The organism is Bacteroides sp. 3_1_23, from assembly GCF_000162555.1.
Classification (GTDB): Bacteria; Bacteroidota; Bacteroidia; order Bacteroidales; family Bacteroidaceae; genus Bacteroides; species Bacteroides ovatus.
This window is the reverse complement of sequence record NZ_GG774952.1, coordinates 1-15,201: the sequence shown is the minus strand read 5'-3', so window position 1 is coordinate 15,201 and position 15,201 is coordinate 1. Positions and strand designations below refer to the sequence as shown.

Sequence of the window (15,201 nt, the reverse complement as noted above, 5' to 3'; positions counted from 1 at the left end):
TATCAAAATATTAAAGTGTTATTACCAACCGGGATTCTGCTGCAAATTGTGAAGTGCATCCACATCGTGTTGCGGCAACGGATACCAATAGTTGCGCATATTCGAGAATCCGCGAATTTCCTTCTCCATGTCAAACACCGTATAAGTAAAACTTGCCGGACGTGTACCAGACTTGCCGTCAGCTGAATCTTCATAACTGCCTACAGGATCGAAGTAAACTCCCTTTATCGGATAAGGTTCGTTAAACAGTGTGTGCATGATCATCCAACGACGAACATCCCACCAACGATGGTTCTCAAACATCAGTTCTACTCCCCGTTCCCGACGATAGGCTTCGCGGAACTTTTCGGGATCAGACACGATGTCGGAAGGAATATCCGTCACACCGATACGATTGCGAATAGTATTAAGGGCTTCTTCTGCCGTCATACCACAGTCTTCTACTTTAGCGGTCGCACTTCCGGTAGCTTCAAAAGAGGCTTCGGCAAAATCAAGGTAAAGTTGCGTAGCACGGATAAAGACAGTTTGAGCAATCTTTTGCAAGAACGGGTTGGTTGTTCCTAACGTTTGATCATGGCGATAGTTTGCTTCCGGCCATAAAAACTTCCGGCACATAAATCCTGATAATTGTCGTCCGTTGGTATGTTTCGAACTTCCATAGTTATTGTAGGCTGTGCAACCTCTCCACAAACGAATGTAATAGGGCTTGCCACTTGCATAGGTCCCCCAAGTATCACCAGGAATAAGAATGTTGTTGTAGAAACGAGGATCACGATCAATGAAAGCATGTTCCGGGTCGAATTTGTAACCCGACCGGGTATCATTAATCGGATAATAAATACCATCTGCTCCTTTGCGCTCGTACATATTTACCGCATTCAGTGTAGGACAAGAAATAGCGAATGATTCCGAGCCGGTTCCTCCCGTCATATCAGCATAAAGCCAAAAAGCACGTGCGGTCTTGGAACGATCGCTATTACTGGGTATTCTGCGTCGCCACCAGATAGTCTCTACACGCTTGAGTTCCGTATCGGGAAACCAAAACAGGTTCATATACTCATCGGCAGTTGCCAGTCGTACACCTGTTTTCGCTTCATTCTGCTTCATATAGGTGATAGCTGCCCATGCAGCCTTTGCAGCCGCCTTTGCACGTTCCTGATCATAGCTTTTTATTTGAACAGAGTTCAGGTCGTTCTGCATCAATGGACTGGCGTCATAAAGCAAAGCCATCTCTTTGAATGCCAGAGCTGCTAATTTAGTAGGACGGCCATACTGGTTATCGGGCCAAGTGTCAGGTAGCATGGAAATGGCTTGATCTATATCGCCTATCATCCATGCACTACTTTCATGATAGGTGACACGGGGAATATCGTCGTCACCACCGGCAAATACTTTATCCAGAATCGGCATACCTCCATAGCGTTTGATGACGTTGAAATAGAACCAAGCACGATAAAAATAAGCCTGTCCCAGAATTTCATTACGTTGTTCTCCCGTCAATGGTACTTTATCAATATTAGCAATGACCCGATTCACTATGCGTATGGAAGGAAGTGCCTTACCAATGGGAGTATTGTTGCCATTTCCGATCTCTGTCACATTGGCCGCCTTATCGGTAGTCAACCATGCCCCGGAAAAGAACTTGGCAAAAACGGTTTTATTGTATGTCGCAGACATTTCATCCGCCATTACACCTACATACGTGCGTTGATTCTTCCCATCATCTGCACCTTCAAATGTGTTGTAAGCTTCCAAATTTGGATATACTTGATCCAAAAATCCACGGATGGACTCATAACTGCTATATACAGCCTCTTCCGTCAGCCCACCGGAGTCTTCGCGCTTATCCAGAAAGTCTTCGCAACCTGCCAAAAACAGGAAGAGTAGTCCAACCACTGCGTATTTATATGTTTTCTTCATTGAATTCATCGTTTTAATAGATTAAAATGAAACTCGCACGCCCGAAGTAAACGAACGTAAGATAGGATATTTGGCTTGTTCGCCCTCGGGGTCAATACGGTCGTCACCACCCCACCAAGTGAGCAGATTGTTTCCGGTGACGTAAACTTGCAAACTCTTCAACCCTACCGTTTTCAACCACTTCTTGGGCAGATTGTATCCTAATTCCATGGTTTTCAGTCTCAAGTACGAGAAGTTTTGATAGCGGTAAGTACTTTCGGTTCCATTAAAAGCACCGTCATTTGTCAGGTGCAAAGCGGGTGCTCTCACACCGCTAGTATTGGCTGTTTCTGGTGTCCACGCATTCATCACATCAGGCTGCGCATTAATTTTCCCGGATTTAAACGAAGCGGAATAAACAGAATTTACCAATTTATAAACACCGGTAGGCGCATAAAACATAGCACTGAAACTCAACCCTTTCCAATCAAAGCCCAGATTCAAGCCATACGTGTGTAACGGATAGTTGAGCTCGTCTACTGCCACTTTGTCCTGACCATTGAGAATTCCATTGGAGTCGAAGTCAATGTAGATAAAGTCGCCAGGCACCACCTGACCGGGAGCTACCGAATTGATGGAACCGGTCTGCGCATTATTAAATACATCATCGATAGTTTCATAATTACCCACTGCCAAATAGCGGTTTTGATGCCCGATAGGTTTTCCCGCCTCTTTCAAATGGTCGGGACCGTTGACAGGGTCATCGCGAAATACTACCCTATTCTCGCTCGAGGCCAATGTGAAACCTACATGATAACGGAAATCGGAACCTATTTTATCGTTGTAATGCAGTTCTAACTCAAATCCATGGTTCTTGGTGGAACCAATGTTTAATGCATTGAACTTGGCTCCCGTAATGAAAGAAGTAGTTTGAGGTTCCATCAGGATGTCTTTACGTTTCTCGTCGAAAAGATCGAGCGTGATGTCAAGCTTGTTCCACAATCCAATCTCAATACCCAGATTTTGTTTCGTTGATTTCTCCCACGTGGAATTGAGGTTGGCTACATCTCCTTCATGATACAAAGGCCCCCAAATCTGTCCGGAGGCATCTGTACCCAACGTGATGTTGCCGTCCGAAGTAAACTGCTGTATATAGTTCCACCTCTTGGCACCTGCATCGGAACCTACCTTACCCCACGAATAACGGAACTTGGCATTTGTAAGTACCTTGCCTATGCTTTTCTTGATAAACGGTTCTTCCGAAAGACGCCATCCCAAGGAGAACGAAGGGAACAAGCCAAACCGTTCTCCACGGGCAAACTTCTCGGAACCGGTATACGAGATGTTCATTTCCGTAAGGTAACGTTCTTTCCAGTTGTAGGTGACACGCCCCACCCAGTCTTCATTGTAGTTAGGGAAACGCATGTATTGGGTATTGTTCTCCGTGTACCTTTCGTCATAGATTTTACGGTTGACCAAAGCAAGCGCACTTACATTGTGATCGTTGAAAGATCGATTATAAGCAACAGAAAATTCATAATAGAAACGACGCGTATAGGCATCCAATCCGTCCCACATAGTCACACCGGGAGGCAGAGGCACCGATTCGGAAGTCGGAAGCCTTTTATCTTCTATCATCGGATAGGTGATGGTCCCATCGGTATTGACCACCGGATTGGCATAATCATAGACTCGGTGATACCGGACAATGGATTTTAAGGCTTGATCGGCAGAGCCTCCTCCCCGATAAACATCGGTATTGGTAGTCGACGAAGACGAATAAGATACTTTTGCAGCCACTTTCAATCCTTTGGTGATGAAATCCAGTTTCTGCTCCAAAGATGCATCATACCACCCCTGAAATGTTTTACGAAGTTTGGCACCTCCCAGATTCATGTTGGCCACCGGATTCTTTTCTTCATCATCACCCCAATTGCCATCAGAATACATAATCGGATGGTCGCTGGTGGATTCGGTCAGAATACGATTAAAGGGACTGTCGTTATCAATCGACTTGTTGCGATAACCCATGCTACCGGCTATGTTAATGGATAGTTTGGTAGATTTGGTGAAGTTGAAGTCGAAGTTCGACCGCCAATTGTACCGTTTGTAGGTATGCCGCGGATCAAAGTCGTCATTCTTTTTCAGGTCGTAAATATCTCCATCACCCTGATAACCCGCCGAAGCAAAATATTTCATGTAGTCGGTTCCACCACGTATGTTGATATTATAGTTTTGAGTAAATCCGCCCGTTATCAATTCATCCCACCAGTTAACATAGGGAAACACATCGTTGTAAGCTCCATAGTTGCCTTCTGCATAGGCTCTGCTCCATGCATCAATGGTAGATTGTGGTATCAACTTGTCCCAACTGGCATCGTTGGCCATTGCCATGTTATAGGCCTGCATGGCAGTAACGTGATCAGCAAGCTTCATGCTTGTGGTCGGTGATTTAAAAGTGTAATTGGCAGAAAAGTTGATGACCGGAGCCGTATCAGTACCTCTCTTGGTTGTGATAAGGATAACGCCATTACCACCACGAACACCATAAACAGCTGTTGCCGAAGCATCTTTCAATACGGAGATACTTTCGATTTCGTTCATGTCAACATCATTCATGTTACGCTCGATGCCATCCACTAACACCAACGGATCGGTATTGTCCCAAGTACTTTTCCCACGAATATACATTTTAACCTCATTGTCGCCCGGCATGCCCGACGAATTGATGGCTACCACTCCATTAAGCTTTCCTTGCAGCGCTTCGGATACCGAGTTTACACTACCACCTTTCATCAGTTCGTTACCACCGGTTTGCGTGATGGAACCTACGCTGGTGACTTTCTTCTGCACTCCATAACCCACCACTACAACTTCCTCCAATTGCTTACTATCCTCTTCCAGAGAGATAATAGCATCCTTTTTCAAGTCAGCTACCTTTAAAAGTATCTCCCTATATCCGATATAAGAAATCTTTAGCACAGCATCGGGAGTCGCCGTTAATGTAAAATGACCATCCACATCGGAAATGGTTCCATTCGAAGTTCCCTCAACGGTGATATTCACACCGATCAAAGGCTCATTACTTTTTGCGTCTACTATTTGCCCTTTGATGCTGTGATTTTGTCCCCAAAGCAAAGGAGGAGAAAGCAACAGGGACAGAAAAAGCAGGCACATCCACTTTAGTTTCATGCTTTGATGTCTCATAGTGATTCTATTTAATTAACAAATTTATTATGAAGCGAATTAGCATTTTAATATATTACGCCTTTCGCCTATTAAAATATATCATTCAATCAATGACCTCATCATATTCTTTCCCAAGGAGAGAAAGAATATGATACAGATTTGCCTTATTATATTTTGTTACGCAGTTCTCTTAATAGTTTAAGCTTGGCTGGAATATTAAATTTACCATCTGCCGAGTCGCCGGCATACCAAGTTGAGAACACTCCTTCTTGGGTATCATATAGTGCATCACGCGCCTCTTCCAATCGCCGGATAGCAATATCCAGGTTTTCTGCGCGCTTACTACTTTCTTTTTCTTTATAAGCAAAGACAAAATGATATAATGAACGGCTCAATGCTGCCATATAATGACAAGGAGCAGCCAAATTATCCCTAAAAAACGTTGGTCTTGCTTTGGCAAACGTTTCAAAAGATTCTCACAACGTTGAGAAACTTCCTCAAAACGCACAGCTGTCTTTTTCATACCTGCAATCAATGAATCAACTTGGTTATTGCCATCAATGCGGAATGAACGTCCGGGAACCCGTTCGAATCCTATGTCATAGAGCGGATTCGGAGAAAAATCGCTAAACCGTTTACCTATCTGATCGAAAACACGGGAATAACGCAAATCCTGGAATATAAACTGACGTTCCATTCCCGGAAATTCAGACGGTTTCTGCTGCCAATAAGCATAGTAATAGTCGTGATAAAGCTTGGCTACTTCTTCAGCATATTTTTGTCCAAAATATTGAGAACAAAAATCAATCAAGAAAGAATCTGTATTATATGCTTGCATATCCCACATCATACGAGCATTAGCGGACATTTCCATCACAAACTCCCTTAAATTACCGGCATTAACCACCGAAAAAGTTAGCGGACCGCGGGTATTCACATAACGATAATTGGCTTCCATTTTCCAAGGGCCTTCTGCAGGAGCCAGATGGGCGCCGGTTGAAGTAAATTGGAGATTCATATAATAACCTAGTTTCACTTGTTTCGTCATATCGAATGAGACCAAATCATCATAAGGATAATGATCTCTCCGTCCTGCAACAAAAGTCCAGAGCATATTTTTACCAGTTGGAGGTTGTAAATAACCTTTAGCCAACAAATCAGAAAGCTCATCATAAAAGGTCATTCGCACGAAAGGATCCTCTTCACCGGTTGCTTTTTTTATCATAGCCAGCTGTATACGGATCATACGGTTAATAATATCTGCACGTTCCTTATCATCTTTCGGCGCATCAGAGAATGCAGCCCAAAAAGGTTGGTCATTTACACCACGAAAAGCAATCTGCCACAAGTTTTCCTGTTTGTTGCGACATACCGTCTCTATACTATATTGCCAAAACTCAATCAAAGCTTTCTCATTCGACAAAAGTAGCTCCGGTGGTTCGACGCCACGTACTTTTCGCCAATATCCTGCCCAATTCATTAAATTATTGTTGCAAGCAACATGATGGTGAGAAGTTAGTACAAGTCCATATTTGCGTAATAAAGCAGCCTGACTATTCAGTTTATAATCAGGATAAGTAACCGTTGCCTCTAATTCTACCGTATTCAGTTTTAACCGAAGCATCGTTTCAAGCCACAGCTCATCATTCTCTTTTGACAACCGCCTCCAAGGTTTGAACAAATCTGTATCATTAGGAAACCATGCGCGATACCTGACCTGTGGTGACTTCTTAAAATAGTCAAAGCTTGATTTTATCTCTACATGTTTCTTATACTGTGGTTCCCACGAGCAAAAATACCATAAGGGCGGCACTCCTAAAAATAACTCGCTAAAAGTATAAATGGCATAAATAGCTCCACGCATATCCTTTCCATGAAGATAAATGCGCTTTTCTTCCGGGCTACAATATACCCTGTGAGATTCAAAACCATCCAAAGGACGGATAAATCGTGACTGAAACAAAGGGTTATCCACCGCCTCATTTATAATAACAATATCGATTTGCTGTGTATCATCAGTATTCTGAAAGATTTCAGGTTTATAATGCATCACCTTCTCAAAATCTTTGCATAAAGTTTTTGCTGCCAATTTTACTGGCTCCATTTCGTTCTTGGATAGTAGAATCTTGAAATTTCCTTTCTGCAGCTTTAAAGAGGAATTTGTATCTATTGCCAGAGACGGGATGGAAACCCAAAATAAAGCAATTAGATGTAATAAGAATAATCTGCTGTAGTTCTTCATACTTTTCACGGTTCTTTGTTGATTTAAGCCATTTACATTCTTCGTTAGTCGAAGCATAGGCAAAATTAGAAATTACATACCGAAAAGTATAAGGTTACACCCGCTGTATAATAAAAATATAAGGTTTTACAACCCACATAGCACTATTAATCAATTATTTATCGTCCCACAACAAGGGTAAAAATATAGGGATTCGCACATCCTTATATAACCCTAAAGACCTATTTTTCTGACATCTTTTTCAAAATTTGCAGGATCAACTGCTTTATTTCGAGTGCGAACTCTATAATTATAAACTGTATTCACAGAATACCCCAAAATCTCCGAAATCTGTTCAGATTCTGTAATTCCCAACCGGATCAAGGCAAAAATACGCAAGGTAGAATTTAATGCACCTTTATTTTCCAGAACAAACTTATCATCTGGTTGAAGCAATGAATTGAAGCTCTCGACGAATGTCGGGAACAGAGACAAAAATGTCCGGTCAAAATCGGCAAATGCACTTTTCCTGTTAAAATCCGAATTCAGATTATGAATCATCGAGGAAAGAGAATCATACTGTTTGCTATCCAGTTTTTGCTGTCCTACTAATACAAAATTATCAAGCTGGTTGACCAGTTTAAAAGTAGCATCCAGATAATGTCCTATATAAGAGTTCTTAATCCGGTTTGCTTCTGACAATTTCAAATTCAACTTTTCCAATAATTGGCGAGAACGTCGCAGATGCTTCATCTGCATCAAAATGTAAATGATAGCTATTATTAATACAACCGCAAAAACAGAACTTAAAATAAAACTATCTTGAAAAGTCTGCCGTTTAACCTGCTCTATACCCAGTTTTTCCCCAACAAAAACAGGGAATAATGTTCCGATAACGTTAATCCTATGACGCGTTCCATAAAAAGTTGCGTCTTCAAAAGCCTCATTTATATATTCGGAAGCAAGATTCACATCATTTTTATAGTAGTATAGCATAGTTGCCAGTCCTCTCATAGACACTGACTCTTTTGTGGCACTACGGATATCGTTTACAGCCGCCTTCACATAATAGTAAATAGCCTCATCATTCAGTTCCAGTTTACGGTTGACATACGCCATCGTGGACAAAAGAACAGAAAGCGTTTCCGTATCAGTAGTATCACATAGTTCCAAAGCTCGTTGATAAAGTTGTTTGGATTTAGCTAACTTATCTTCTTTCAGGGCTACTTTTCCTCTTACATAATAGATTGTCGACGAATCGGAAAGATAAGGCAAACTTTCCATCAAAAGTTCATTCCCTATTTGGTTATACTTGGATGAAAACACATTATCCTTAGTATAATCTGCCAAATCGTGGTAAACACGTCCAAAGCTAATATAATAGTCTGACAAGACCTTTGCAGGCAGTACTTCTTTATCAATTCGAATAGAGGAAAGCGAATCGATAGCTTCTTTAAAAAAGCCTCCTCGCGCTAAAATATATCCCAATCGGGTTCTGGCATCTACTCTATATGCGGAGCTGTCTATATCATTAGCTATCCTACACAACTGGGTAGCATAATGAAAGGCCGAATCAAAAGAATATAACTTAAATTCATTATACAAATCTACATTGACCTGAAACTTTTCTTCACATGTCATCCTGTTCGAATTAGTATTCAAGAAGTTCCGGATAGAATCTATATCATTCAATTTCATTTGATTATACACATCTTTCTGTTGCAAAGCGAGTGACATTTGTTTAGCAACTTCCTCTCTATATTGAATTGGATTTCCACTTGTACAACCCATATAAAATATAGAAATAATAATAAAGAATATTATCCAAAAGTCCCAAACGTATTTTTGTCTATGTTCCTGCATAAATATCAAATAAGAATAGATTAACGATCATCAGTCATACAAAAATACGGAAAATCTCATATAAAAGAAACTTTTAAGACTATTATATTTTTGTATCCTGATATTACATTACAAAGGTGTACATTATTTTCAATATCATATAAAAATAACGGTTCAATAAAGAATAAAAATCGGTCAATCCCCTCCTTTTATACCACCAAAAACTCTTTATTTGATCAAAAAGAAGAGAATTTATTATTTTTTGAACAGCTAATTTCCTTTATTCTCTATTAATTCCCCTTTCTTTGCAATATTCTTTTAATGGAATTTATATCTAATAACTAACTATATTTTTATACCATGAACATGAAAAAGAATTTTCTAACAATGCTGCTTGCATTGGCTTTATGCAGTTCGACTTTTGCTCAATGGAAACCTGCCGGTGACAAAATCAAAACATCGTGGGGAGAACAGCTTGACCCTAAAAACGTATTGCCGGAATATCCGCGTCCTATCATGGAACGCAACGACTGGAAAAACCTGAACGGGCTTTGGAAATATGCAATCACTCCCAAAGGTACTCCTGCACCTGCCGCTTACCAAGGTGATATTCTTGTTCCTTTTGCCGTAGAATCGTCTTTATCGGGCGTAGGCAAAATGATAAACGAGAAAGAAGAACTATGGTACCAACGCACTTTCGACGTTCCTTCTGCCTGGCGTGGTAAACAAATCCTATTGCACTTCGGAGCAGTAGACTGGAAAGCAGAGGTTTGGGTGAATGACGTAAAGGTAGGTGAACACACAGGCGGATTTACTCCTTTCTATTTCGATATTACTTCTGTACTTAATAAAGGGAATAATGACTTGGTAGTAAAAGTATGGGACCCTTCAGATCGTGGCGAACAACCCAGAGGAAAACAAATAGGAAATCCTCATGGCATTTGGTACACTCCGGTTACAGGTATCTGGCAAACAGTGTGGTTGGAACCGGTGGCAACACAATACATCACTAATCTGAAAACTACTCCCGATATTGACAATCATTCTGTGAAGGTAGAAGTTGCTGCCAATACGACTTCCGCAGACAAAGTGGAAGTAAAAGTATTCGATGGCAAGAACCTTGTAGCCAAAGGCGCAGCGTTGAACGGAGTACCTGTTGAACTGGCAATGCCTGCCAATGCCAAACTGTGGTCTCCGGACTCTCCTTTCCTCTACAATATGGAAGTGACTCTATATAAAGACGGAAAAGCAATAGACCAGGTAAAGAGTTATACCGCTATGCGTAAATATTCTATCCGCAAAGGTCAAAATGGCATCACTCGCCTGCAATTGAACAACAAAGACTACTTCCAGTTCGGTCCGCTCGACCAGGGATGGTGGCCTGATGGTTTATATACCGCACCGACAGACGAAGCATTGGTTTATGACTTGAAGAAGACGAAAGACTTCGGCTACAACATGGTACGCAAGCACGTCAAAGTAGAACCTGCACGCTGGTACACTCATTGCGACCAATTAGGATTGATCGTATGGCAGGATATGCCGAACGGTGGTCCTAGCCCACAGTGGCAGGCACGCAACTACTTTAACGGCAGAGAAGTGATTCGTTCTGCCGCTTCCGAAGCTAACTACCGCAAAGAGTGGAAAGAAATTATCGACTGTCTGTATTCTTATCCGAGTATCGCCGTATGGGTTCCTTTCAATGAAGCATGGGGACAATTCAAGACTCCGGAAATCGTAGCATGGACTAAAGAATACGATCCTAGCCGCCTGGTGAATCCTGCCAGTGGTGGTAATCACTATACTTGTGGCGATATTCTCGATCTTCACCACTATCCGGGCCCGAACATGTTCCTTTACGATCCGAGACGTGCTACCGTATTGGGTGAATATGGAGGTATCGGCTTGGTAGTAGAAGGAAATACTTGGGTGAATGACAAGAAAAACTGGGGTTATGTGAAGTTCAATACATCAGACGAAGTAACGAACGAATACATTAAATATGGCAAACATCTGTTGGAATTGATCCAGAAAGGATTCTCTGCTGCCGTATATACCCAGACAACAGACGTAGAAGGTGAGATCAACGGTCTGATGACTTATGACCGTAAAGTGATCAAGATGAATGAAGCTAAAGTCAGAGAAATCAACCAACAAATCTGTAACTCTCTGAATAAATAGGAAATAGCAAATTTAAATAAATACTCTTTTCCTTGTTGAATATCAGGACAGCACCTTTGAATTTTAAATTCGAGGTGCTGTATTTTCATTTATAATAAGAAAGCTCTCCCATCCATCAGTCAGAGAGCCATGTTTCATTTAAAGGAGGTTTTTATGAACAGCAAGCATATCTTCTTATCCACCTTAGTCGGTCCCTTAGTAATTCCGTCACTCAATGCAGCCGAAACCAACAGGCCCAACATACTATTTGTCATTTCCGACGACCAGTCTTACCCACACGCATCGGCCTACGGATCACCCATAGCTAAAACACCGGCCTTTGATTTTGTAGCCCGCAACGGCTGGTTATTCAACAACGCTTTTGTCACTTCTCCGGGAAGCAGTCCTTCGCGAGCTTCTATCTTAACCGGACTCTATCCCTGGCAAATAGCAGAAGCAGGCACCCACGCCTCCTCCTTCCCGACCCAATACAAATGCTTCCCTGATATTTTGGCGGAAGCAGGTTATCACGTTGGCTGCACAGGTAAAGGATGGGGACCCGGCGACTGGAAAATATCGGGACGGAAACACAATCCGGCAGGTCCGGAATACAATAAAAGGCACATTCAGCCTCCTTTCAAAGGAGTGTCCAATACCGATTATTACCAAAACTTCAAAGAGTTTCTTGACGCCCGCAAGGAAAAACAGCCCTTTTATTTCTGGGTCGGTTCACGTGAACCGCATCGTCCTTATGAAAAAGATAGCTGGAAAAAAGCAAACAGAGAGCTGACCGATGCGGAAGTTCCTCCTTTCCTTCCCGACAAAGAAGCTATAAAAGGAGATTTATTAGACTATGGAACAGAAATTGAATGGTATGACAGCCAATTATCACGCATCCTTGACATTTTGAAAGAAAAGGATGAGTTGGAAAATACGCTAATTATTGTCATGGCAGACAACGGAATGCCTTTTCCGGCAGCTAAAGCAACCTGTTTTGAATATGGCATCCATGTTCCGATGGCTATCTGCTGGACAGGCAAAATAAAAGAAGGAGGAATTAGTAATGAATTTGTAAGCGGCGTTGACTTAGCCCCAACCATACTTGACGCAGTCGGCATACAGAATAAAGAGCAAATGGCAGGTATCAGCCTACTACCCTATCTTCAGAAAAAGAAAAAAGACACAGGAAGAACGATGGTTTTTGCCGGAAGAGAACGTCATGCTTCTGCACGTTACCATAATTTAGGTTACCCGACACGCGCATTAAGAACAAAGGATTTTCTTTATATCAGAAACTTCCGTCCGGAGAGATGGCCTGCCGGTGACCCTTGCGCCATTGACAAGAACGGGAAAACAGGAGCAATGCATAGTGCTTATCACGACATAGACCAATGTCCGGCGTGGGATTTCATAGTCGCCAACAGAGATGACAGAGAAATATACCCTTATTTTCTGAAAGCAGCAGGAAAAAGACCTTATGAAGAATTATATAATGTATCTTCCGACCCCGGTTGTCTTCATAATTTAATTGGCAATGGCAAATACACCGAAAAGCTAAATAACCTCCGTAAAGAAATGGACAAATTACTTAAAAAGACCAAAGATACACGCTATTTGGACGATCCTACTCAAGACGATATATGGGAAACTTATCCGCGTTTGAGTGGAGCAATGCGTACGTTTCCAGAGCCTTTATTTTGAACAAACTTATATAGAAACATCAATTTATATACCGATTGAAGGAGAATGGTGCATCAAAAGTAAGACCATCTATTAAATCGATATTATTTAGGCACGGATTACACGGATTAACACGGTTCCACTAAACTAAAACCGTGTAATTCCGTGTAATCCGTGCCTAAATAAAAGTTATAAGAGTATGCAACACACTACCTTCCCTCTCCTTCCTGCATGAAGATCTTTACCTGATTCCAACTATTCTTCGTATCATTCGAAACTTTCTCACCAGGAGTAGAACGACCATTCTCTACATATTGCTTCATAGTCCGTTTCATCTCTTTCACCTCATTTTCGTAACGCTTATCACCGATAATGTTTTCTTTTTCCGAAGGATCTTTCACGATATCAAACAATTGCATCGGAGGGAATTTTTCTACATCGGAGGGTTTGACAGGATAGGAAAAGCCACCCGAACCTCCATAGAACACCAATTTCAGTTGGGAAGTACGCAAAGACAAATACCCCTCCCCCGCTTCGTGCACCAAGTCTTTACGCGCAGAAGCACCTTTCTTACTCAATATCGGCCACATACTGTAGCTGTCAACAGCTTCTTCTGTCTCCAAATTGTGGTTAAGCATTTGAGCAAAAGTGGCATAAAAGTCTATCAATGAGACTAAAGAGTTGTTTGTCTCTTTCCCATATTTTCCTTTCCAGGAGACAATAAGGGGAATTCTGTGTCCGCCTTCGTAAATATCGCTTTTGTAGCCTCTATAGATGTAACTAGGAAAATGTCCCTTCTTTTCCATATCTTTCACGCCGATATAACCGGCACACCCATTATCCGAAGCAAAGACAATGATGGTATTATCCAGTTGCTTGTTCTTCTTCAATGTTTTTACGATTTGGCGCACCATGTCGTCTATCATGACTACGAAATCGCCATAAGGACCGATACTGGTTTTACCTTGAAACTCTTTCGAAGGCAATATAGGGGTGTGGGGAGCTGTAATAGGCAAATATAAGAAAAACGGCTTCTTGCTGTCTTTCTGCTCATTGATATAGTTCAGGCTATGACGAATGATGTTGGGAAAACATTCTTCCGGCTTGAAGTCGGCTCCTGCCATTCCTCCGTGCATCAATAATGCCAGATTCTTTTTCTGGGGTTCTATCACATGATCGGGGATAGAGGTTGCTTTGTTATTTTCTACATAAACATAGGGAGAAATATCCAATGACGCGGGTATGCCGAAGTAGTAATCAAATCCTCTGTCGGCGGGTCCGTTCTTGATTGGAAGCGAGAAATCTATATCTTTCATACTTCTGCCATTGTTCGTATATCCCCAGTCCCAGCCTAAGTGCCATTTACCGATACAAGCGGTATTATAGCCATTTGCAGAAAACATTTGCGCGATTGTGCGACGTTCAGGATCAATCATTGCAGGCGAATCGCCATCAAGACCACCTCGTTTCAGCTTGGTTCGCCACGGATACCTTCCGGTCAGAAGAGAATATCTGGAAGGAGTGGATAAAGCGGAAGAAGCATGGGCATCCGTAAAGGCAATCCCGTGCTCGGCCAGTTTGTCAATGTTAGGAGTATGGATTTTAGATTCGGGATTAAAGGCCGAGATGTCTCCATAACCCAAATCATCCGCCAATATAAATACGATATTGGGTGTTTGCGCTTTTACAGCAGCAGCTGTAAGAAGTACAGAGGAGATTGTGATTAGTTTATTCATATATTGAATGTATTAAAGCTATAGTTTATGTATGATATAACCTATCTCTTCATGTTTTCCAACCGACATGCCCGGATTATCTGACTGACATCTCAATCGTTCCACTCCAGTAGGCAAGTCTTTTCACTCCAGTGAACGAATCTATGCACCCTAGTGAACAGCCCTCGTCACTCTAGTGGAACGATGGAGATGCTCTATCAATACAGGGCAGACGCATTATATTTTTTACTATATTCTCGTTTGTAATTTCCTTACTATATTGTTGGTTATTAACATATTATCATTTGCTAATGTCGATTATTTTCCTTATCTTTATAAGATATATTAAAACATAAACTAACATGAAAATTGGCATAATTGACCTTTGTAAACAAATAGAAGATCCTAGGATGAACCGCAAAAAAGTAACATAAAATGGAAACTATTATCTATATATCCATTGCTGCTGTAATCTGTGGCGCTCAATCCTGGAAT

8 protein-coding genes and 1 pseudogene are annotated in these 15,201 nt (G+C 41.6%); 3 read left to right on the top strand and 6 right to left on the bottom strand.

Annotated elements, in window-relative coordinates:
- Positions 1–21 precede the first annotated feature (21 nt).
- The 5 genes from HMPREF9010_RS11170 to HMPREF9010_RS11185 all read right to left on the bottom strand — a co-directional run bounded on the left by HMPREF9010_RS11170 (position 22) and on the right by HMPREF9010_RS11185 (position 9,100).
- Positions 22–1,920 (bottom strand): RagB/SusD family nutrient uptake outer membrane protein, encoded by a 1,899-nt coding sequence (locus HMPREF9010_RS11170; protein WP_008649355.1) that lies wholly within the window; start codon positions 1,918–1,920, stop codon positions 22–24.
- A 21-nt stretch (positions 1,921–1,941) separates the two neighbouring features.
- Positions 1,942–5,106 carry a SusC/RagA family TonB-linked outer membrane protein gene (locus tag HMPREF9010_RS11175; protein WP_008649353.1) on the bottom strand — a complete coding sequence of 1,055 codons (3,165 nt, stop codon included), beginning with the start codon at positions 5,104–5,106 and terminating at the stop codon, positions 1,942–1,944.
- A gap of 149 nt (positions 5,107–5,255) precedes the next feature.
- Positions 5,256–5,492: a hypothetical protein gene (locus tag HMPREF9010_RS26600; RefSeq protein WP_232284357.1), complete on the bottom strand. Its 237-nt coding sequence runs from the start codon at positions 5,490–5,492 to the stop codon at positions 5,256–5,258.
- A complete protein-coding gene (locus HMPREF9010_RS11180) occupies positions 5,480–7,192 on the bottom strand; it encodes a glycosyl hydrolase 115 family protein (protein ID WP_232284356.1) in 1,713 nt (570 codons plus the stop codon). The genes HMPREF9010_RS26600 and HMPREF9010_RS11180 overlap by 13 nt, the downstream gene beginning before the upstream one ends.
- A gap of 351 nt (positions 7,193–7,543) precedes the next feature.
- Positions 7,544–9,100 (bottom strand): DUF6377 domain-containing protein, encoded by a 1,557-nt coding sequence (locus HMPREF9010_RS11185; RefSeq protein ID WP_232284355.1) that lies wholly within the window; start codon positions 9,098–9,100, stop codon positions 7,544–7,546.
- A 417-nt stretch (positions 9,101–9,517) separates the two neighbouring features.
- Here HMPREF9010_RS11185 and HMPREF9010_RS11190 point away from each other — a divergent pair, with 417 nt between their 5' ends.
- A complete protein-coding gene (locus HMPREF9010_RS11190; RefSeq protein ID WP_032852757.1) occupies positions 9,518–11,332 on the top strand; it encodes a glycoside hydrolase family 2 protein in 1,815 nt (604 codons plus the stop codon).
- Positions 11,333–11,461: 129 nt separating this feature from the next.
- On the top strand, positions 11,462–13,012 hold the full coding sequence (locus HMPREF9010_RS11195; RefSeq protein ID WP_008649345.1) for a sulfatase: 1,551 nt from the start codon (positions 11,462–11,464) through the stop codon (positions 13,010–13,012).
- Positions 13,013–13,200: 188 nt separating this feature from the next.
- Here HMPREF9010_RS11195 and HMPREF9010_RS11200 read toward each other — a convergent pair whose 3' ends face one another.
- Positions 13,201–14,727: a sulfatase family protein gene (locus HMPREF9010_RS11200; RefSeq protein ID WP_008649343.1), complete on the bottom strand. Its 1,527-nt coding sequence runs from the start codon at positions 14,725–14,727 to the stop codon at positions 13,201–13,203.
- A 341-nt stretch (positions 14,728–15,068) separates the two neighbouring features.
- On the opposite strand from HMPREF9010_RS11200, the pseudogene HMPREF9010_RS26775 reads away from it, so the two are divergent.
- Positions 15,069–15,201: pseudogene (locus HMPREF9010_RS26775) on the top strand (ISAs1 family transposase); the annotation flags it as partial.

What these genes read in the sequence shown, in the direction of transcription:
- HMPREF9010_RS11170 (WP_008649355.1), bottom strand. Translation starts at nt 1,920, where the DNA reads ATGAAGAAAACATATAAATACGCAGTGGTTGGACTACTCTTCCTGTTT.
- HMPREF9010_RS11175 (WP_008649353.1), bottom strand. Translation starts at nt 5,106, where the DNA reads ATGAGACATCAAAGCATGAAACTAAAGTGGATGTGCCTGCTTTTTCTG.
- HMPREF9010_RS26600 (WP_232284357.1), bottom strand. Translation starts at nt 5,492, where the DNA reads ATGGCAGCATTGAGCCGTTCATTATATCATTTTGTCTTTGCTTATAAA.
- HMPREF9010_RS11180 (WP_232284356.1), bottom strand. Translation starts at nt 7,192, where the DNA reads ATGGAGCCAGTAAAATTGGCAGCAAAAACTTTATGCAAAGATTTTGAG.
- HMPREF9010_RS11185 (WP_232284355.1), bottom strand. Translation starts at nt 9,100, where the DNA reads ATGGGTTGTACAAGTGGAAATCCAATTCAATATAGAGAGGAAGTTGCT.
- HMPREF9010_RS11190 (WP_032852757.1), top strand. Translation starts at nt 9,518, where the DNA reads ATGAAAAAGAATTTTCTAACAATGCTGCTTGCATTGGCTTTATGCAGT.
- HMPREF9010_RS11195 (WP_008649345.1), top strand. Translation starts at nt 11,462, where the DNA reads ATGTTTCATTTAAAGGAGGTTTTTATGAACAGCAAGCATATCTTCTTA.
- HMPREF9010_RS11200 (WP_008649343.1), bottom strand. Translation starts at nt 14,727, where the DNA reads ATGAATAAACTAATCACAATCTCCTCTGTACTTCTTACAGCTGCTGCT.